At 75.0% G+C, this 18,614-nt stretch carries 20 protein-coding genes; 18 read left to right on the top strand and 2 right to left on the bottom strand.

Annotated elements, in window-relative coordinates:
* The first annotated feature begins 40 nt into the window (after positions 1-40).
* From pgsA to LG943_RS23680, 14 genes are all read left to right on the top strand, one after another.
* Complete coding sequence (pgsA, locus tag LG943_RS23745; RefSeq protein ID WP_270074581.1) at positions 41-673, top strand: phosphatidylinositol phosphate synthase; 633 nt, start codon at positions 41-43, stop codon at positions 671-673.
* Positions 673-1,698 carry a phosphatidylinositol mannoside acyltransferase gene (locus LG943_RS23740; RefSeq protein WP_270074580.1) on the top strand — a complete coding sequence of 342 codons (1,026 nt, stop codon included), beginning with the start codon at positions 673-675 and terminating at the stop codon, positions 1,696-1,698. The genes pgsA and LG943_RS23740 overlap by 1 nt, the downstream gene beginning before the upstream one ends.
* A 4-nt stretch (positions 1,699-1,702) precedes the next feature.
* Positions 1,703-2,851, top strand: a complete 1,149-nt coding sequence (locus LG943_RS23735) for a glycosyltransferase family 4 protein (RefSeq protein ID WP_270074579.1) — start codon at positions 1,703-1,705, stop codon at positions 2,849-2,851.
* A 5-nt stretch (positions 2,852-2,856) separates the two neighbouring features.
* A complete protein-coding gene (locus tag LG943_RS23730) occupies positions 2,857-3,432 on the top strand; it encodes a LemA family protein (protein WP_270074578.1) in 576 nt (191 codons plus the stop codon).
* Between the two features lie 201 nt (positions 3,433-3,633).
* Positions 3,634-4,563, top strand: a complete 930-nt coding sequence (gene pdxS, locus LG943_RS23725) for a pyridoxal 5'-phosphate synthase lyase subunit PdxS (RefSeq protein ID WP_270074577.1) — start codon at positions 3,634-3,636, stop codon at positions 4,561-4,563.
* 264 nt (positions 4,564-4,827) lie between these two features.
* Positions 4,828-5,436, top strand: a complete 609-nt coding sequence (gene pdxT / locus LG943_RS23720; protein WP_270074576.1) for a pyridoxal 5'-phosphate synthase glutaminase subunit PdxT — start codon at positions 4,828-4,830, stop codon at positions 5,434-5,436.
* Positions 5,433-6,182 carry a YebC/PmpR family DNA-binding transcriptional regulator gene (locus LG943_RS23715; protein WP_270074575.1) on the top strand — a complete coding sequence of 250 codons (750 nt, stop codon included), beginning with the start codon at positions 5,433-5,435 and terminating at the stop codon, positions 6,180-6,182. The genes pdxT and LG943_RS23715 overlap by 4 nt, the downstream gene beginning before the upstream one ends.
* 159 nt (positions 6,183-6,341) lie before the next feature.
* Complete coding sequence (locus tag LG943_RS23710; protein WP_270074574.1) at positions 6,342-6,965, top strand: DUF4282 domain-containing protein; 624 nt, start codon at positions 6,342-6,344, stop codon at positions 6,963-6,965.
* Positions 6,966-7,162: 197 nt separating this feature from the next.
* A complete protein-coding gene (gene ruvC / locus LG943_RS23705) occupies positions 7,163-7,729 on the top strand; it encodes a crossover junction endodeoxyribonuclease RuvC (RefSeq protein ID WP_270074573.1) in 567 nt (188 codons plus the stop codon).
* Positions 7,730-7,731: 2 nt separating this feature from the next.
* Positions 7,732-8,352, top strand: a complete 621-nt coding sequence (gene ruvA, locus LG943_RS23700; RefSeq protein WP_270074572.1) for a Holliday junction branch migration protein RuvA — start codon at positions 7,732-7,734, stop codon at positions 8,350-8,352.
* 15 nt (positions 8,353-8,367) lie between these two features.
* Complete coding sequence (gene ruvB, locus LG943_RS23695; protein WP_270074571.1) at positions 8,368-9,501, top strand: Holliday junction branch migration DNA helicase RuvB; 1,134 nt, start codon at positions 8,368-8,370, stop codon at positions 9,499-9,501.
* An 837-nt stretch (positions 9,502-10,338) separates the two neighbouring features.
* Positions 10,339-10,662: a preprotein translocase subunit YajC gene (gene yajC / locus LG943_RS23690; RefSeq protein WP_270074604.1), complete on the top strand. Its 324-nt coding sequence runs from the start codon at positions 10,339-10,341 to the stop codon at positions 10,660-10,662.
* 132 nt (positions 10,663-10,794) lie between these two features.
* The gene (locus tag LG943_RS23685; RefSeq protein WP_270074570.1) at positions 10,795-11,325 is read left to right on the top strand and encodes an adenine phosphoribosyltransferase; all 531 of its coding nucleotides are present in this window, start codon (positions 10,795-10,797) and stop codon (positions 11,323-11,325) included.
* A 530-nt stretch (positions 11,326-11,855) separates the two neighbouring features.
* Positions 11,856-14,039, top strand: a complete 2,184-nt coding sequence (locus LG943_RS23680) for a RelA/SpoT family protein (protein ID WP_270074569.1) — start codon at positions 11,856-11,858, stop codon at positions 14,037-14,039.
* On the opposite strand, the gene LG943_RS23675 is transcribed toward LG943_RS23680, so the two are convergent.
* Positions 14,036-14,707 (bottom strand): hypothetical protein, encoded by a 672-nt coding sequence (locus LG943_RS23675; protein ID WP_270074568.1) that lies wholly within the window; start codon positions 14,705-14,707, stop codon positions 14,036-14,038. The two genes, LG943_RS23680 and LG943_RS23675, sit on opposite strands and share 4 nt — an antisense overlap.
* A gap of 92 nt (positions 14,708-14,799) precedes the next feature.
* Between LG943_RS23675 and LG943_RS23670 the strand changes: the two genes are divergently transcribed.
* The 3 genes from LG943_RS23670 to LG943_RS23660 all read left to right on the top strand — a co-directional run bounded on the left by LG943_RS23670 (position 14,800) and on the right by LG943_RS23660 (position 15,982).
* Positions 14,800-15,390 (top strand): MarR family winged helix-turn-helix transcriptional regulator, encoded by a 591-nt coding sequence (locus LG943_RS23670; protein WP_270074567.1) that lies wholly within the window; start codon positions 14,800-14,802, stop codon positions 15,388-15,390.
* A 68-nt stretch (positions 15,391-15,458) separates the two neighbouring features.
* Positions 15,459-15,620 (top strand): hypothetical protein, encoded by a 162-nt coding sequence (locus LG943_RS23665; protein WP_270074566.1) that lies wholly within the window; start codon positions 15,459-15,461, stop codon positions 15,618-15,620.
* Between the two features lie 29 nt (positions 15,621-15,649).
* Positions 15,650-15,982 carry a cupin domain-containing protein gene (locus LG943_RS23660; protein WP_270074565.1) on the top strand — a complete coding sequence of 111 codons (333 nt, stop codon included), beginning with the start codon at positions 15,650-15,652 and terminating at the stop codon, positions 15,980-15,982.
* Between the two features lie 93 nt (positions 15,983-16,075).
* Here LG943_RS23660 and LG943_RS23655 read toward each other — a convergent pair whose 3' ends face one another.
* A complete protein-coding gene (locus LG943_RS23655; protein WP_270074564.1) occupies positions 16,076-17,308 on the bottom strand; it encodes a DUF349 domain-containing protein in 1,233 nt (410 codons plus the stop codon).
* A gap of 515 nt (positions 17,309-17,823) precedes the next feature.
* On the opposite strand from LG943_RS23655, the gene LG943_RS23650 reads away from it, so the two are divergent.
* Positions 17,824-18,519, top strand: coding sequence for an MBL fold metallo-hydrolase (locus LG943_RS23650; RefSeq protein WP_270074563.1), 696 nt, complete (start codon positions 17,824-17,826; stop codon positions 18,517-18,519).
* Positions 18,520-18,614 lie beyond the last annotated feature (95 nt).

Here is an 18,614-nt window from a genome sequence, read left to right as displayed (position 1 = left end):
TGGCCGCCCCCTCCGCCTGGCCGTACGATCCTGAGAGATCATGCTGAGATATCTGCGTCCCCTGCTCGCGCGGCTGCTGCTGCCCCTCGGCCGCTTCCTGGCCCGGCTCGGCGTCACGCCCAGCACCGTCACCCTCGTCGGCGCCCTGGGCACCGTCGCCAGCGCGCTCGTGTTCTACCCCCTGGGCGAGCTGTTCACCGGCTCCGCCGTCATCACCGCCTTCGTGCTCTTCGACATGCTCGACGGCGCGGTCGCCCGCGCCTCCGACAGCGCCAGCAAGTGGGGCGCGTTCCTCGACTCCACCCTGGACCGGCTCTCCGACGCCGCCATCCTCACCGGACTGGTGGTGTGGTTCTTCGGCGGCGGGCGCGAACCCGTGCTCGGCTACCTCGCGCTGTTCTGCCTGGTCAGCGGGTTCGGGGTGTCCTACATCAAGGCGCGCGCCGAAGGGCTGGGCGCCAACTGCGACGTCGGGATCGCCGAACGCCCCGAACGGCTCGTCATCACCCTGGTCGCCGTGGGCCTGGGCGGCGCGGGCGTGCCCTACGTGCTGGAGGCCGGCCTGGGCATCCTCGCCGCGCTGAGCGCGATCACCATCGTCCAGCGGCTCATCGAGACCCGCAACCGGCTCACCCGGCCCCGCCGGCCCGCCGGCGACCCCGAAACCGCGTAATGGGCGCCGCCGAGCGCGCCGTGGCCGCCGTCTACCTGCTGGGCTGGCGGCTGGTCCGCCACACGCCCGAGCGCGCCGGGCGGCGCGCCGCCCAGGCCGTGGCCGACCACCTGTGGCGGCGGCGCGGCGCGGGGGTGCGCCGGCTGGAGGCCAACCTGCGCCGGGTCGCCGGCCCCGGCGCCGAACCCGCCCACATCCGGGCGCTCGCGCGCGCCGGCATGCGCTCCTACCTGCGCTACTTCTACGAGATGTTCCGGCTGCCGGCCCTGGCCCCCGCCGACATCGCCGCCCGCGTGCACTGCACCGGCCTGGACCGGGTCCAGGACGCCCTGGCCCAGGGGCGCGGCGCCGTGGCCGCGCTGCCCCACATGGGCAACTGGGACCTCGCCGGGGCGTGGGTGGCCCAGCAGGGCATCCCCCCGACCACCGTCGCCGAACGCCTCCGGCCCGAATCCGTCTTCGCCCGCTTCGTGGCCTTCCGCGAAGGGCTGGGCATGGAGGTGCTGCCGCTGACCGGCGCCGGCAACCACATCGCCGGCGTGCTCGCGCGGCGGCTGCGCGCCGGCCGCCTGGTGTGCCTGCTGGCCGACCGCGACCTCACCGCCACCGGGGTGGAGGTGGAGTTCTTCGGCGAACCCGCGCGGCTGCCCGCCGGCCCCGCCGCGCTGGCCGAGCGCACCGGCGCCGCGCTGCTGCCGGTGGCGCCCTGGTACGACGGCGACCGGCTGCGCGTGGACATCGGCCCCGAGATCCCGGTTCCCCCGGCGCCCACCCGGCCCGAGCGGGTGCGGCTGATGACCCAGGAGTTGGCCCGCGCCTTCGAGGCCGCCATCGCCGCCCACCCCGAGGACTGGCACATGCTCCAGCCGGTGTTCACCGCCGACACCCCGGCCCGGCGCACCGGTGATGAGCGCGCCCGCGCGGGTAGCGTTGAGGCGTCCGCTGAGACGTCCACCGAGCCGCCCGCCGCCGCACCCCGGCCGCGCCCGCGGGAGCGCGGCGGCGGCGCGACCCGGAAGTGGTGAGGCCATGAGGGTTGGCCTGGTCTGCCCCTACACCTGGGAGGTCCCCGGCGGCGTCCAGCAGCACGTCGGCGACCTCGCCGAGGCGCTGCTGGACCTGGGCCACGAGGTGTCGGTCCTGGCGCCCAGCGACTCCGCCGCCGACCTGCCGCCCTACGTCGTCTCCGCCGGGGGAGCGGTGCCGGTGCCCTACAACGGGTCGGTGGCGCGGCTGGCGTTCGGGTTCCGCGCCGCCGGACGGGTGCGCCGCTGGATCCGCGACGGCGGCTTCGACCTCCTCCACGTCCACGAGCCCGCCGCGCCCAGCCTGTCGCTGCTGGCGTGCTGGGTGGCCGAAGGACCCATCGTGGCGACCTTCCACACCTCCAACCCGCGCTCGCGCGCCATGGCGGTCTCCGCCGCCGCGCTGCGGACCGCCCTGGAGCGCATCAGCGGCCGCATCGCGGTCTCCGAGGCCGCCCGCAAGACGCTGGTGGAGCACCTGGGCGGCGACGCCGTGCTGATCCCCAACGGGGTCGCCGTGGACCGCTACGCCCACGCCGCGCCCTTCGAGGGCTGGCCCGGCCCCGGCGGCGCCATCGGGTTCCTCGGCCGCCTGGACGAGCCACGCAAAGGGCTGGCCGTGCTGCTGGAGGCGTTCGACGTCCTCGGCCGCGAACGCCCCGGCCTGCGGCTGCTGGTGGCCGGCCCCGGCGACACCGACGAGGTCCGCGCCCGCCTCGCCCCCGACCTGCGCGACCGGGTGGTCGCCCTGGGCCGGGTGGACGACCACGACAAGGTCCGCGCCTACCACTCCGTGGACGTGTTCTGCGCGCCCAACACCGGCGGCGAAAGCTTCGGGATCGTGCTGGCCGAGGCCATGTCGGCGGGCGCCCCCGTGCTCGCCAGCGACCTGCCCGCCTTCCGGCAGGTGCTGCGCGGCGGCGCCGCCGGCCGGCTGTTTGCCACCGGCGACCCCCGCGACCTGGCGCGCGGCGCCGCCGAGCTCCTCGACGACCCCGCCCGGCGCCGCGAACTGTCCGCCGCGGCCCGCGCCGCCGTGCGCGCCTACGACTGGCGCACGGTCGCCGCCGACGTGGTCGCCGTCTACGAGACCGTGCTGCCGCCGGCGGCCGCCGCCGGCCCCGTCACCGCCGGACGCAAGGAGAGCGTGTAGTCCCCGTGCCCGAGTGGATTCCCCCCTGGATCACCGCCGCCGCCCTGATCGTCACCGCCGTGGTGCTGCTGTCGGCCTACGTCTCCTGGCGGGCCGGCCGGCTGGACCGCCTGCACACCCGGGTCGAGACCGCCTACGCCGCCCTGGACGCCGCCCTCGTGCGGCGCGGCGCGGTGGTGCTGGAACTGGCCGCCGCCCCCGCGCTGGAACCCGCCTCGGCGGTGCTGCTGGGCGACGCCGCCGCCCGCGCCCGCCGCTCCCACGGCGCCGACCGGGCCGAACGCGAACTCGCCGAGAGCACCCTGTCGCGCGCGCTGCGCGCGGTCCTGGCCGAACCCGGCCTCGCCGAGGCGCTGCGCGCGCCCGAGGGCGTCGAGTCCGCCGGCGACGACCTGGTGGCCGAGGTGGAGGCGGCCGCCAAGCGGGTGCTGCTGGCCCGCAGGTTCTACAACGACGCGGTCGCCGGGATTCGCGAGGCCCGTTCGGGGCGGCTGGTGCGGCTGCTGCGCCTGGCCGGGCGCGCACCCATGCCGGAGTTCTTCGAGATGGACGACGAGCCGCCGGTCACCGCCCCGGTCTAGCCCGGACGGCGCCGACCGGGCCGCCAGGAGCGCCGCGCGTGGAACAGCGACCGGCGCCCTGCCGTTATGTCCATAAAGCAGTACGAACGGGTGATCTACCATTGGAGGCGGAGCGCGCCCCCCGCCGCGCGCGGCTGACGTGCCGCGACGATCATCCCGCGCGCCGCCGGGGCCGCCGCCCCGCGTCGCGCCCACAACCCTTTGGAGTCCGCCACCGTGACCAACACCGTTGACACCTCGGCCACCGGCGCCGCCGTCGGCACCACCCGGGTCAAGCGAGGCATGGCCGAACAGCTCAAGAACGGCGTCATCATGGACGTCGTCACACCCGAGCAGGCCAAGATCGCCGAGGACGCCGGTGCTGTCGCGGTCATGGCCCTGGAGCGCGTGCCCGCCGACATCCGCCGCGACGGCGGCGTGGCCCGCATGTCCGACCCCGACATGATCGACGGCATCATCGACGCCGTCTCCATCCCGGTCATGGCCAAGGTCCGCATCGGCCACTTCGTGGAGGCCCAGGTCCTCCAGTCCCTCGGCGTCGACTTCATCGACGAGTCCGAGGTCCTCACCCCCGCCGACGAGGCCCACCACATCGACAAGTGGGCGTTCACCGTGCCCTTCGTGTGCGGTGCCACCAGCATCGGCGAGGCGCTGCGCCGCATCGCCGAGGGCGCGGCCATGATCCGCTCCAAGGGCGAGGCCGGCACCGGCAACGTGGTCGAGGCCACCCGCCACATGCGCGCCATCCGCCGCGAGATCGCCCGCCTGGGCACGCTGGACGAGCCCGAGCTGTACGCCGCCGCCAAGGAGTTCCAGGCGCCCTTCGAGATCGTCAAGGAGGTCGCCCAGCTCGGCAAGCTGCCGGTCCCGCTGTTCTCGGCCGGCGGTGTGGCCACCCCCGCCGACGCCGCGCTCATGCGCCAGCTCGGCGCCGAGAGCGTGTTCGTGGGCTCGGGCATCTTCAAGTCCGGCGACCCCGCCAAGCGCGCCGACGCCATCGTGCAGGCCACCCTGCACTACGACGACCCCGAGGTCATCGCCAAGGTCTCCCGCGGCCTGGGCGAGGCGATGGTCGGCATCAACCTGGACGAGCTGGACGACTCCCAGCGCTACGCCGGCCGCGGCTGGTAGCCGGCGCCCGCCCGCCCCCGGCGGGGGGGGGGGGGGCGGCCCCCCCCCCCCCCCGGCGGCGGCGGGGGGGGGGGGCGCCCCCGCCCCCCCCCCCCCCCCCCCGCCCCCCGCGCCGCCCCCGCGCCGGCCGCCGGGCCGTAAGGTCGACCGGGCCGCCGGTCGGCCGGGGTCGGCGCCGCCGGTCGGACCGGCCACGCCGCCGACCCGCCGGTCCGCCGGGTCCCGTCGCCCTTCCCGCCCCTCACCACGCAAGCGAGGTAGCCGTTGTCCGCCACACCCACCATCGGGGTGCTCGCCCTCCAGGGCGACACCGCCGAGCACCTGCGCGTCCTCGGCGGCCTGGGCGTCGCCGCCGCGCCCGTGCGGCGGCCCGAGGACCTCGACCGCGTCCAGGGCCTGGTCCTGCCCGGCGGCGAGTCCACCACCATGTCCAAGCTCGCCGTGCGCTACGCCCTCATGGAGCCGCTGCGCAAGCACATCGGCGAGGGCATGCCCGCCTACGGCACCTGCGCGGGCATGATCATGCTGGCCGACCGCATCCTCGACGGCGCCCAGGGCCAGCAGACCGTCGGGGGCCTGGACATCACCGTGCGGCGCAACGCCTTCGGCCGCCAGACCGAGTCCTTCGAGGGCGCCGTCGACATCGACGGGCTGGCGGGCGGCCCCTTCGAGGCGGTCTTCATCCGCGCCCCCTGGGTCGAGGCCGTGGGCGCCGACGTGCGCGTGCTCGGCCAGGTCGCCCACGGCGAGCGGGCCGGTAGGATCGTCGCCGTACGACAGGGCGGCCTGCTGGCCACCTCTTTCCACCCCGAACTCACCGGTGACCCGCGGATCCACCGGCTCTTTGTCGACATGGTGAAAGGACAGGCATGAGCGGCCACTCCAAGTGGGCCACCACCAAGCACAAGAAAGCCGTCATCGACGCCAAGCGCGGCAAGCTGTTCGCCAAGCTGATCAAGAACGTCGAGGTGGCCGCGCGCACCGGGGGCGGCGACCCCGACGGCAACCCCACCCTGTACGACGCCATCCAGAAGGCCCGGAAGAACTCCGTCCCGCTGGACAACATCGAGCGCGCCCGCAAGCGCGGCTCCGGTGAGGAGGGCGGCGGCGCCGACTGGCAGACCATCATGTACGAGGGCTACGCCCCCGGCGGGGTGGCGCTGCTGGTGGAGTGCCTCACCGACAACCGCAACCGCGCCGCCTCCGAGGTCCGCGTGGCGGTCACCCGCAACGGCGGCTCCATGGCCGACGCCGGGTCGGTGTCCTACCTGTTCAACCGCAAGGGCGTCGTGATCGTGCCCAAGGAGGGCACCACCGAGGACGACATCACCCTGGCGGTCCTGGAGGCCGGCGCCGAGGACGTCAACGACCTGGGCGAGGCGTTCGAGGTCGTCTGCGAGGCCGGCGACCTGCTGGCGGTGCGCACCGCGCTCCAGGAGGCCGGCATCGACTACGAGTCGGCCGAAAGCTCGTTCCTGCCCAGCGTCGAGGTCCCGGTCGGCGAGGAGGACGCCCGCAAGGTCCTGCGGGTGGTCGACGCCCTGGAGGATTCCGACGACGTCCAGAACGTCTTCACCAACGCCGACATCCCCGACGACATCATGGAGAAGATCGGCTGAGCCGGCTCCACCCACCTTCGCCGCACGCCCCGCGCCAGCCGCAGCGGGGCGTGCGGCGTTTCGGGGGCTCCCCGCGCGGCCGCCCCGAGGGCGCGGCCGCCAACCGGTAGGGTGCCACTCGCCGACGCGCCGTCCCCGCGACCGATCAGGAAGGCAGCCATGAATCCCCCCGGCGAAAGCCCCTACGAGCCCGGACCCCGGCCCTACGACCCCGGCGCCTCCGGCCCCCAGCAGGGCTGGGAGCAGCAGCCGCAGCAGCACCAGGCACCGCCGCAGGCCCACGCGCCCCAGCAGCACCAGCAGCCCTACGCCGGCCGCTCCTACGAGCAGGCGCCGCCCGAGCAGGCCTACGACCCCGCCTACGACCAGGGCCACGCCGGGGGCCACGCCGGGGGCTACGCCCCGCCGCCCGGCGGCCCCGCCCCCGCACCGCCGCCCGCACCCGGCGGCCAGGGCGCCGGCGGCGGCCAGGGTACGGGGAGCGGCTCCGGGTTCCTCAGCGGCCTGTTCGACCTGCGGTTCCGCACCCTGGTGGCCACCCAGATCACCCGGGTGCTGTTCGTCCTGGCGCTGGTCCTCATCGGCATCTCCACGCTGAGCGGGATCGTCGGGTCCTTCGGCCTGATGGCCATGGCGCCCTTCGACGGCCTGCTCACCCTCCTCGGCTCCCTGGTCGGCGGCGCCGTCGCCGTCCTGGTCACCCGGGTCGTGCTGGAACTGGTCATCGTCGTCTTCCGCATCGGCGAGGACCTGGCAGCCGTCCGCGCCAGAGGCGGCCGCTGAGTCGCCGCGAGCCGAGGCGCCGTGCGCCGAAGCGGCGCACGCCCGGTCGCCGGGTTCCGGAGCCGGGGGCCACAGCCGTGGGGAACCGGCCCGGCGGGCGCCGCGGGGCCGTGTCCCGCGCGCGCGGCCCCGCCCGGCGACGGTAGGCTCTGCGAACGGACGTTCGAGCAGGCAGGTCCACGAGGGGGAGGCGAGCGATGCGCGTGCTGGGGGTCGACCCCGGCCTGACCCGGTGCGGACTCGGCGTTGTCGAGGGCGCCGTGGGCCGGCCGCTGGAACTCCTGGAGGCCGGGGTGGTGCGCACCGACCCCGGCGCCGACCTCGCCGACCGCCTGCTGGGCGTCGAGCGCGGCGTCGAGGAGTGGCTCGACCGCCACGCGCCCGAGGCCGTCGCCGTCGAGCGGGTCTTCGCCCAGCACAACGTCAGCACCGTCATCGGCACCGCCCAGGCCGGCGCCGTCGCCATCACGTGCGCGGCCCGCCGCGGCCTCCCGGTGGCGCTGCACACCCCCAGCGAGGCCAAGGCCGCCATCACCGGCAGCGGCCGCGCCGACAAGGCCCAGGTGCAGGCCATGGTCGCCCGGCTGCTGCGCCTGGCCGAGGCGCCCAAGCCCGCCGACGCCGCCGACGCCGTCGCCCTGGCCATCTGCCACATCTGGCGCGGCGGCGCCCAGGCCCGGGTCGCCCAGGCCCAGCAGGACTTCGCCCGCAAGGTCGAACTGGCGCGCCGCGCGCGCCCGGCCCCCAACCCCCAGGGAAGGTGACTGTGATCGCGTTCCTCAGCGGACGGGTCGCCGCCCGCTCCGCCCAGACCGCCGTCATCGAGGTCGGCGGGGTCGGCATGACCGTCCACGCCACCCCCGCCACCCTGGCCCGGCTGCGCGTGGGCGAGACCGCCACCGTGCCCACCTCGCTGGTCGTGCGCGAGGAGTCGCTGACCCTCTACGGGTTCGCCGACGACGACGAGCGCGCGGTCTTCGAGCGCCTCCAGTCGGCGAGCGGGGTCGGCCCCCGCCTGGCCCTGGGCATCCTCGCGGTGCACACCCCCGACGCACTGCGCGCGGCCGTGGCCGCCGAGGACACCGCCGCCCTCACCCGCGTGCCCGGGATCGGCCCCAAGGGCGCCCAGCGCATCGTGCTGGAGTTGCGCGGCAAGCTCGGCGAGCCCGCGCCCGGAGCCGGAGCGGGCACCGGCGGACCCGGCGGCGGCCCCGCCGCCACGGCCGCCTCGCCCTGGCGACCCCAGGTGGTCTCGGGGCTGGTCAACCTCGGGTGGTCGGCCAAGGACGCCGAGGCCGCCGCTGAGGCCGTGGCCGCCGAGGCCGAGCACACGCCCGACGTCGCCCTGCTCCTGCGCAGCGCCCTGCGCAGGCTCAGCCGGGTCTAGCAGAGGGAGGCGGCCATGGCCGACTACGAACGCGACACCGTCTCCCCGGAGGCCGACCTGGACGAGCGCGCCATCGAGGGCGCGCTGCGGCCCAAGCGGCTGGCCGACTTCGTCGGCCAGGAGCGGGTGCGCGAGCAGCTGTCCCTGGTGCTGCGCGGCGCCCAGCGGCGCGGCCGGGCACCCGACCACGTGCTGATGTCGGGCGGGCCGGGCCTGGGCAAGACCACCCTGGCCATGATCATCGCGGCCGAGTTGGGCGCGCCGCTGCGCATCACCTCGGGGCCGGCGATCGAGCGCTCCGGCGACCTCGCGGCGGTGCTGTCCACCCTGCACGAGGGCGAGGTGCTGTTCCTCGACGAGATCCACCGCATGGCCCGCCCCGCCGAGGAGATGCTCTACGTCGCCATGGAGGACTTCCGGGTCGACGTGATGGTGGGCAAGGGGCCCGGCGCCACCGCCATCCCCCTGGACATCGCGCCGTTCACCCTGGTCGGCGCCACCACCCGGGCCGGGCTGCTGCCCGCGCCGCTGCGCGACCGCTTCGGGTTCACCGCGCACATGGACTTCTACGACCCCGCCGACCTGGAGTTGATCCTGCACCGCTCGGCCGGGCTGCTCCAGGTCGAACTCGCCGCCGACGCCGCGGCCGAGATCGCGGGCCGCTCGCGCGGCACCCCCCGCATCGCCAACCGGCTGCTGCGCCGGGTCCGCGACTACGCCGAGGTCCACGGCGACGGCCGCCTCACCCGCGACACCGCCCGCGCCGCGCTGGCGCTCTACGAGGTCGACGCCCACGGCCTGGACCGGCTGGACCGCGCCGTGCTGGACGCCCTGCTCACCAAGTTCCGCGGCGGCCCGGTGGGGCTGTCGACCCTGGCGGTGGCGGTGGGCGAGGAGCCCGAGACGGTGGAGGTGGTGGCCGAGCCGTTCCTGGTGCGCTCGGGTTTCATCGCCCGCACCCCGCGCGGCCGCGTGGCCACCCCGCGCGCCTGGGAGCACATGGGCATCGCCCCGCCCCCGGACGCCGCCTTCGGCGCGGGCGCGGTGGCCGACCCAGCCTCGGGCACGGCGCCGGCCACGGCCCCGGCCGACGGCGGTGCCGCTCCCGCCCCCGCCCAGCCCGGAAGCGCCGGGACGTCCCAACCCTAGGGGTGAGGGCGGTTCCCGGGACGGTCCTCATCGACCAGCGGGTCGATCGGCCGGGCCGGCGACGGGGAAGCGAGGCGACGGTCCAGCCCGCGTTCACCGCCCAGCGGGTCGGACGCGTGGGGAAGGGCGCGAGAGCTTAAGTCAGGCGCGGGGCGGGGCGCGCGCCCCCCGGTTCCCGGGGCGGACGGTCAGGTGGCGACGAGCCACCGAATGGTCGGCTGCCTCAGTCCCTCGGCGTCCTCGCCGCACCGGTCGCTCGCCTCAGCCGCGCGCCGCGCGACCCGGTGACCGCCTGCCCGGCCATCCGCTGCCTTCGCTGTCTCCGGCGCCTTCCCCGGTCATCCGCCCCGCGCCGTCGTGGTCGCCCGGCCCCGGGCGCCGCCGCGCTGGGCGCCCCGTCGCCCCCGACCACGCGCGCACCGCGCGCCGGTCGCCTGCTCAGGCCACCGGCCGCCGTCGCCGCACCCGTCACCCGCCCCGGCCATTGGCCCCAACGATTGGACCGGCGTCCCGACGTCGGCTCGGCCCGGCCAGCGGGCGCCGTCGCCTCCCGAGGCCACCCACCCCGCCGGCCGGTGGCGGGTCCCCCTCCGCCCGATGGCCTAAGCTGGAACGCGGACCTTGCGAAACGGCAACGATGGCCGCGCCGATCCGGCCGCGGGGAACGCCTCCCGCCCCGCCGCTCGTTGACGGGCGGCGGCGAACGCCGTGGCAGCGGCCCGCCGCACGTCGGCGCGCCACCAAGGTCGAGACAAACCAAGGGAAGGACACCCCGTGCTGGCCCAGACGATTTTGGCCCAAGGAGGCGCCGCCGCTCAGGACGGCGGGCTCCTCGGGATGCTCCTGCCGTTCGTGCTCATCGCACTCGTCTTCTGGCTGCTGATCCTGCGCCCGCAGCAGAAGCGCAGGCAGCAGGAGACCAAGATGCAGAGCGACCTCCAGCCGGGCGTCGAGGTGCTGACCAAGGCGGGCTTCTTCGCCACCGTGGTCGAGGTGCGCGACACCGAGGTCGAGCTTGAGGTGTCCCCGGGCACCCGCATCCGCATGCTCAAGGCGGGTGTCGGCGACATCGTGCGGCCCAACGAGGCCCCGGCCGACGACACCCCGGTCGAGGACCGCCCCGACTTCCCGGGCAACGACGACAAGAACGACGGCAAGTAGCGCCCCGACCCGGCGCTGCCCGCGCGCCTACCGGCCCCGCGACCGCGGGGCCGGTAGGCGCGCGCGTGCCGGCCGCCCGGCCGCCCCCCCCGGCGCGCGCCCCACTGCGACGAAGGCGAGGACCACACCACCATGTCCGCGGACCTCTCCGACCTGATCAAGGCCGGCCTGCGCGACGTCCCCGACTTCCCCCGGCCGGGGGTGGTCTTCAAGGACATCACCGGACTGCTGGCCGACGCCGCGTCCCTGCGCGCGGTCGTCGAGGGGATCGCGAGGCGGTACGCGCCCGGCACCGTCGACACCGTGCTGGGCCTGGAGGCGCGCGGCTTCATCCTGGGCGCGCCCGTCGCCCTGGAGTTGGGCGCCGGATTCGTGCCGGTGCGCAAAGCGGGAAAACTCCCCCGCGAGACCTACCAGGCGACCTATGATCTGGAGTACGGCTCCGCGACGGTCGAGATCCACACCGACGCCGTCCAGCCCGGCAGCCGCGTGCTCATCGTGGACGACGTCCTCGCCACCGGTGGCACAGGGGAGGCCGCGGTGCGCCTGGTCCGACAGGCGGGTGGTACGGTCGTGGGATTCTCGGTCCTCATCGAACTCGGTTTCCTTGAGGGCCGGCGGAGACTGACCGACGTGGAACCGCACGCGCTCGCCGTCCTCTAGCGGTCGGCGACCGGGAGGCGCCCCCGCCCCCGGAACCGCCCCCGCCCCCTTGAGCCGGGCCGCCCGACCCCCGGGCAGTAGACTTGCGGGCATAACGGAGCCGCAGCGGCGCGTTGGTACAGGTGAGCCCTAACGTTCACAACGTTCACGACGCTGACGTCGACCCCGGCGGCCGGACCACGGCGACACCGCCCCTTCCCGGGCGGTGCCCGACCCGTACGCGGTAGCGGTTTCGGCCCCGGGGACGACCGGCCGCGGGAGGGATGTCCATGCCAGGCGAAGCGGTACCGGCTGAAGCGGCGTCCGCGCTGCGCGCGGCCACACCGGACACCCAGGAGCGTCAGAGGGGCGCCGCGGAGACCGCGGCGCCCCTCGCCGCAAGCGCGCGGGCCGCGGCCCCCGCCGCGCCGCCGGCCGGAACCGCCGCCGAGCCCGATCCTCGGAGCGCCTCCACCAACCGGCCCAGCCCGTCGTCTACCGTGCGAGTCCGCCGCAGACTCGCCCGACTCGGTGCCCAGCGGGGGGTGTCCATGAACCCGGTTCTCGAACCGCTCATCAAGACCGTGCGCGCGACCCACCCCAAGGTCGACGTCCGGCTGATCGAGCGCGCCTACGAGGTCGCCGCCTACCACCACCGCGACCAGAAGCGCAAGAGCGGCGACCCCTACATCACCCACCCCCTGGCCGTGGCCACCATCCTCGCCGAGCTGGGCATGCAGGAGGCCACGCTGGCCGCCGCGCTGCTGCACGACACCGTCGAGGACACCACCTACACCCTCGACCAGTTGCGCGCCGACTTCGGCGACGAGATCGCCGAACTGGTCGACGGCGTCACCAAGCTCGACAAGGTCAAGTACGGCGAGGCCACCCAGGCCGAGACCGTGCGCAAGATGGTCGTGGCGATGTCCCGCGACATCAAGGTGCTGGTCATCAAGCTGTGCGACCGGCTGCACAACATGCGCACACTGCGCTATCTGCCGCAGGCCAAACGCGAGAAGAAGGCCCGCGAGACCCTGGAGATCTTCGCTCCGCTGGCCCACCGCCTGGGCATGAACACCATCAAGTGGGAGCTGGAGGACCTCGCGTTCGCCACGCTCTACCCCAAGCGCTTCGACGAGATCGCCCGCCTGGTCTCCGAGCGCGCCCCCCGCCGCGACGTCTACCTCCAGGACGTCATCGAGGCGGTGTCGGCCGACCTGCGCGAGGCCAAGATCAAGGCCACCGTGCGCGGCCGGCCCAAGCACTACTACTCGATCTACCAGAAGATGATCGCCCGCAACTGCGGCTTCGACGAGATCTACGACCTGGTGGCCGTGCGGGTCCTGGTCGACAGCGTCCGCGACTGCTACGCCGCCCTGGGCACGATCCACGCGCGGTGGAACCCCGTACCGGGGCGGTTCAAGGACTACATCGCGATGCCCAAGTTCAACATGTACCAGTCGCTGCACACCACGGTCATCGGCCCCTCCGGCAACCCCGTCGAACTCCAGATCCGCACCCGCGCCATGCACCGGCGCGCCGAGTACGGCATCGCCGCGCACTGGAAGTACAAGGAGGACCGCAACACCGGCAAGGAGGGCGGGCGCGGCGACGGCAAGTCCAAGGGCGCCGGCGACATGGCCTGGCTGCGCCAGCTCATCGACTGGCAGCAGGAGACCAAGGACCCCGGCGAGTTCCTGGAGTCGCTGCGCTTCGACCTGTCGGTGCAGGAGGTGTTCGTCTTCACCCCCCAGGGCGACGCCGTGGCCCTGCCCCAGGGCGCCACCGCCATCGACTTCGCCTACGCGGTGCACACCGAGGTCGGGCACCGCACCGTGGGCGTGCGGGTCAACGGCCGGCTGGTGCCGCTGGAGAGCGAGCTGCACAACGGCGAGACCGTGGAGGTCCTCACCTCCAAGGCGCCCGACGCCGGCCCCAGCCGCGACTGGCTCCAGTTCGTCAAGAGCGCCCGCGCGCGCAACAAGATCCGCCAGTGGTTCACCAAGGAGCGCCGCGAGCAGGCCATCGAGCAGGGCAAGGACGCCATCGCCCGGGTCATGCGCAAGCAGGAGCTGCCCATCAAGCGGCTGTTCAGCGGCGAGGCTTTGATCGCCCTGGCGCGCGACCTGCGCTACGACGACGTCGACGCGCTCTACGCCGCCGTGGGCGAGGGCCGGATCGGTCCGCAGAACGTCGTGCAGAAGCTGGTGGACTCCCTCGGCGGCATCGAGAGCGCCGAGGAGGACATCGCGGAGTCCTCGGTGCCCACGCGGGCGCGCCCGCGCCCGGCGGGCAACCCCGGCGTGGTGGTCGAGGGCGACCCCGACGTCTGGGTGCGGCTGTCCAAGTGCTGTACCCCGGTGCCCGGCGACACCATCGTGGGGTTCGTGACCCGGGGCAACGGCGTGTCGGTGCACCGCAAGGACTGCGTCAACACCCGCGCCCTGGACCCCGACCGCATGGTGCACGTGGAGTGGCAGCCCACCGAGGACTCCATGTTCCTGGTGGCCTTGCAGGTGGAGGCGCTGGACCGCGCGCGGCTGCTGTCGGACATCACCCGGGTGCTCTCCGACCAGCACGTCAACATCCTCTCGGCCACGGTGCAGACCAGCCGCGACCGGGTCGCGCTGAGCCGGTTCACCTTCGAGATGGCCGACCCCACCCACCTGGGCCACGTGCTGAAGGCCGTGCGCGGGGTGGACGGGGTCTACGACGTCTACCGCATGCGCAACTAGCCGCGCGCCGCCCGGCCGTCCCCAGTGGCGCCGCCCGGCCGTGCCTGGCCGCGCCGGTCCGCGTCCGCGCCCTCCGGCGCGGCGGGTGCGGGAGGTGCGGGAGGTGCGGGGGTCGCGGCCAGCAGGCGGCCGCCCTCCACCAGCGCCTGGCGCAGGGCGCCGACCACCCAGACCAGGGCGAAGGCGATGACGGTGACGTTCTTGACGGCGAGCAGCACGGCCCAGTAGAGGTCGTGGGCTCCGGCGGGGATCCACAGCGGCACCAGCCACTCCGGGATCACGGTGGACACCGCGGCAAGTGCCAGCAGCAGGGCCGTCTGGGCGAGCACGCTGGGCCACCGATGGTCCAGGAACGCCTGGACGCGGCGGCCGAACCCGGCCGCGGCGTGCTCGCGCACCCGCTCGTCGGCGAGTACGGCGATCCGGACGAGCAGCACCACCAGCACCACCCGCGCGCCCTGGGCCAGGACCTCCAGCGCCGCGTGTGCCGCCGGCGCCAGGGCCTCGCCCCACAGCGCCACGCCGAAGCGCTCGGCGGCGGGGATGAGGGAGAGGCCGACCACGAGGGGGAGGCGGCGCAGGGTGAAGTGCCAGGCCCAGCGGGGGACCTCCAGGGCCAGGCGCAGGTGGGCGGGTTCGGGCGGCGCGGAGGTCGTGTGTTGCGGCACAGTGCTCTCCCATTCGTTTTATTTCACTAAACTAAAATAAACCGAAGTGTCGGCGCAACAGCATGCCGTCGCGACGAGGAGAGGACGGACACGTGGATGACGCACCGAGCGGGCCCGATGCGGCGGGTGACGACCTCGGGCAGCGGCTGAGCACCGCCGTCGTGCTGTTCCACGAGGCGGTGGGGCGGCGCCTGGGCCTGCGCGCGCTGGACCACCGCGCGCTCACGCTGATCGAGCGCGAGGGACCGCTGGCCGCCGGCTCGCTGGTCGAGTTGACCGGGTTGACCCCCGGGGGCGTGACCGGCCTGCTCGACCGGCTCGGCGCCCTGGGCTACATCACGCGCGAGACCGACCCCACCGACCGGCGGCGGGTGGTCGTGGCGGTGCACCCCCGGGCGCGCGCGGCGCTGGCCGACGCCTTCGGCGGGTTGGGGCGGGCGATGGCCGGCCTCATGGCCGGCTACGACGACGCCGAACTCGCCGCCATCACCGAGTACGTGACCGGCACGATCGACATCCTGCACGCCGAGACGCGCCGGCTCTCCGCCGAAAAGCCGACCGGGGAGGAGCCGGCCGGGGAGGAGTCAGTCGAGGAGGATCCGACCGAGGACGAGCTGGCCGAGGAGGATCCGGCTCAGGAGGACTCGGTCGAGGAGGAAGTTGGCCGAGGTGGGGCTGGCTGAGGAGGACTCGGCCGAGGAGGTGGGCGCCGAGGAGTTGGGTGAGGAGGTGCCGGCCGAGGTGGGGGCGGTTGAGGAGGACGTCGGCCGGGGAGGAGCCGGCCGCCGCCGAGGAGTTGGCTAAGGAGGTGTCGGCCGAGGAGGGGCTGGCCCGCCTGGCGGAGGATCAGGAGGCGGGGAAGTCGGCCGCGGGCGGCGGGGGAGCGGGGCGCCCGGGCGGGGTGCAGGTGTGAGGCGGCGCTGAGCGGTCAGAGTGGGTGCCATGAACAAGTTCTCGCTCGACGCACTGGCACGCAAGCATCTGGAGGAGGCCGCGGCGGCGTCGGCCGGCCGCAGTTCCGAGACCTTCTACGGCGGGCACGAGCAGACCCTGCGGCACACCGTGATCGGCCTGCGCCAGGGCGCCACCGTCTCCCCGCACCCCAACCCGGTGGACTCCACGGTGGTCGTGCTGCGCGGCCGGGTCCGGCTGACCGCCGGATCCGACACCTGGGAGGGCCGACCGGTGGACCTGCTGGCCGCGCCCGACACCGAGCACACCATCGAGGCGCTGGAGGACTCCGCGCTGCTGCTCACAGTGGTCATGGACACCTGAGCGCACCCGCGGGCGCGCCGGGCGCGGGGCCGGTGCCGCGCCCCGGTGGCGGGCGGCGCGGCCGGCGGCCGCGAGGGGACGCCGGCCCGCGCCTCAGCGCATCTCGTTGAGGGCCTTCTCGGCTTCCTCCAGCCACGAGCGGCGGGCTGTCAGCGCGTCCTCGATCTCGCGGATCTTGCGCTCGTTGCCGCGCTCGCGCGCGTGGGCCAGGTCGGCCTCCAACTGGACGATGGAGTCGTGCAGCCGGCTGGCCGTCGCCTCGGCGCGCGCCCGCGCCTCGGGGTTGGTGCGCTGCCACTCCTGCTCCTCGGCGCGGCGCACGTCGTCCTCGATCTTGCGGAACGCGCCCTCCAGCCGGTCGCGTGAGTCGCGCGGCGCCGGGCCGGCCTCCTCCCACGCCTCCTGGAAGTCGCGCAGCCGCGCGCGGGCCTCGCGGGGATCGGAGATCTCCGCCAGCTCGCGTCGGGCGTCCTCCAGGATCCGCTCCTTGGCCTCGGCGTTGACGCGGAGTTCGGCGTCGCGCTCGGCGAAGACCGCGTTGCGCGCCTGGAAGAACCGGTCCTGGGCCGCCTTGAAGCGGGTCCACAGCTCGTCCTCGCTGGCGCGGTCGGCGCGGCCGCTGGCCTTCCACTGCTGCATCAGGTCGCGGTAGCGCCCGGCGGTGGGGCCCCAGTCGGTGGAGTCGGACAGGGACTCCGCCTCGGCGACGATGCGCTCCTTCTCCTCGCGCACCTGCTCGCGCTGCTGGTCCAGCCCGGCGAAGTACGCCTTGCGGCGCTTGGAGAAGGAGTTGCGCGCCGCCGACATGCGCTTCCACAGGGCCTGCTCGGTGGGGCGGTCGGTGCGCGGCGCGGCCTTCCACTCCTCGATGAGCTGGCGCATGCGCTCGCCGCCGGACTTCCAGTGCGTGGTCTCGGCGGCCACGCGCTCGGCCTCGGCGACGATGCGCTCCTTGGTCTCGCGCGCCTCCACCCGGGCCTGCTCCTGGGCCTGCTTCTGCTCGGCGCGGCGCTCCTCGGCCTGGCTGGTCAGCGCGTCGAGGCGGCGCTCAAGCGCGTCGAGGTCGCCCACGGCGTGGGCCTCGCGCACGGCCGCGCGCAGCTTCTCGACACTGGACATGGCCTGCGCGGCGGACAGGTCGGTGGTGCGCAGCCGCTTCTCCAGCAGCTCGACCTCGGTCACCAGGGCGTCGTACTTGCGGCGGAAGAACGCGAGGGCTTCCTCGGGCGCGCCGGCCTGCCACGAGCCGACGACGCGCTCGCCCTCACTCGTGCGCACGTAGACCGTGCCGTCGTCGTCAACGCGGCCCCAGGGGTCCGTGGTCACCGTGTCCTCCAGCAGTCATGAGCCTGGCTCCTGCGGCCAGGTTCGGGTGGTCCCGGCGCCGCCCCGCCCGTGGCCGGGGACCGCCGTGACTATGCACGATATCCGCACACCTCACCGGATACCGCCCGCTTTTCCGCCGGCGTCGCCGCATATCAGCGGCTCGCCCCACCGCGTCGAGGGTGCCGCTCGGAACACCGCCGAGCGGGTGCGACGCGACCAATATGACACTGACGGGGCGATTGGCAAAGGGCCGTGGCTGGCGCGGTGATCGAATGGTGATGAACCGGAACGACGGGGGCGCGCCGGGCACCGGGGAACCCGGTCGCCCGCCCGCGCGGACCTCGGTAGGCTCGGAAACAGCGGCCCGCCCGCCTCTGGTCGGCGCGGCCGGGCCACCCGCCCGGCCCGGCCATCCGGTGCGGCCCGCCCCGGACCGCCGGCGGCCCCGCCGCCCGCGGCCCCACCCGTGCTTGCCCGTGCATGCCAACAGGAGAAGAAGGAAGGCCGCGCGCACCGTGTTCATCACCGCTTTCCCCGCCGGGCCGCTCGCCGCGAACTGCTACGTGGTCGCCGCGGCCGCGGAGAGCGGTGCGCCGTGCGTGGTGGTCGACCCCGGCCAGGACGCCGCCGAGGGCGTGGCCGCCGCCGTCGCCCGGCACGGGCTCAGCATCGAGGCGGTCCTGCTCACCCACGGCCACTTCGACCACGTGTGGTCGGCGGCGGCCGTCGCCGGCCACGGCGGAGCCGGCGCGCCCACCCACATCCACGGCGCCGACCGGGTGCTGCTCACCGACCCCGCCAAGGGCCTGGACCCCGTGCTGGGCGGCCAACTGTCCGCCCTGCTGGGCGACACCGCGCCCGCCGAGCCCCACCCGCTGGTGGAACTGGCCGGCGGCGAGCGCCTGGCCCTGGCCGGCCTGGAGTTCTCCGTCGAGCACGTGCCCGGCCACACCCCCGGGTCGGTGGCCTTCGGCGTCGCCGACGCCCAGGACGGCGCGGGCGTGCTGTTCACCGGCGACCTGCTGTTCGCCGGCTCCATCGGCCGCACCGACCTGCCCGGCGGCGACCACGCCCAGATCCTGGCCAGCCTGGAGCGGGTCTGCGCCGCCTGGGGCGAGGACACCCACGTGCTGCCCGGCCACGGCCCCCGCACCACGCTGGGCCGCGAGCGCGCCACCAACCCGTTCCTGCGCGATATCGCCGGCCGCTGACGCCGCCGGCGCGCCGCGTGCGCGCCCGCGTCGGCGGCCCGCGGCCCGGACCGCCCGCCGGGCGGCGCCGACCGCGCCCGCGGCACCGCCTCCGC

The organism is Streptomonospora mangrovi (genome assembly GCF_027604915.1).
GTDB lineage: Bacteria > Actinomycetota > Actinomycetes > Streptosporangiales > Streptosporangiaceae > Streptomonospora > Streptomonospora mangrovi.
This window is presented reverse-complemented; position numbering and strand designations above follow the sequence as displayed.

What these genes read in the sequence shown, in the direction of transcription:
- LG943_RS23740 (WP_270074580.1), top strand. Translation starts at nt 673, where the DNA reads ATGGGCGCCGCCGAGCGCGCCGTGGCCGCCGTCTACCTGCTGGGCTGG.
- LG943_RS23715 (WP_270074575.1), top strand. Translation starts at nt 5,433, where the DNA reads ATGAGCGGCCACTCCAAGTGGGCCACCACCAAGCACAAGAAAGCCGTC.
- pgsA (WP_270074581.1), top strand. Translation starts at nt 41, where the DNA reads ATGCTGAGATATCTGCGTCCCCTGCTCGCGCGGCTGCTGCTGCCCCTC.
- LG943_RS23660 (WP_270074565.1), top strand. Translation starts at nt 15,650, where the DNA reads ATGAACAAGTTCTCGCTCGACGCACTGGCACGCAAGCATCTGGAGGAG.
- LG943_RS23735 (WP_270074579.1), top strand. Translation starts at nt 1,703, where the DNA reads ATGAGGGTTGGCCTGGTCTGCCCCTACACCTGGGAGGTCCCCGGCGGC.
- LG943_RS23680 (WP_270074569.1), top strand. Translation starts at nt 11,856, where the DNA reads ATGAACCCGGTTCTCGAACCGCTCATCAAGACCGTGCGCGCGACCCAC.
- ruvB (WP_270074571.1), top strand. Translation starts at nt 8,368, where the DNA reads ATGGCCGACTACGAACGCGACACCGTCTCCCCGGAGGCCGACCTGGAC.
- yajC (WP_270074604.1), top strand. Translation starts at nt 10,339, where the DNA reads ATGCTCCTGCCGTTCGTGCTCATCGCACTCGTCTTCTGGCTGCTGATC.
- LG943_RS23685 (WP_270074570.1), top strand. Translation starts at nt 10,795, where the DNA reads ATGTCCGCGGACCTCTCCGACCTGATCAAGGCCGGCCTGCGCGACGTC.
- LG943_RS23710 (WP_270074574.1), top strand. Translation starts at nt 6,342, where the DNA reads ATGAATCCCCCCGGCGAAAGCCCCTACGAGCCCGGACCCCGGCCCTAC.
- ruvC (WP_270074573.1), top strand. Translation starts at nt 7,163, where the DNA reads ATGCGCGTGCTGGGGGTCGACCCCGGCCTGACCCGGTGCGGACTCGGC.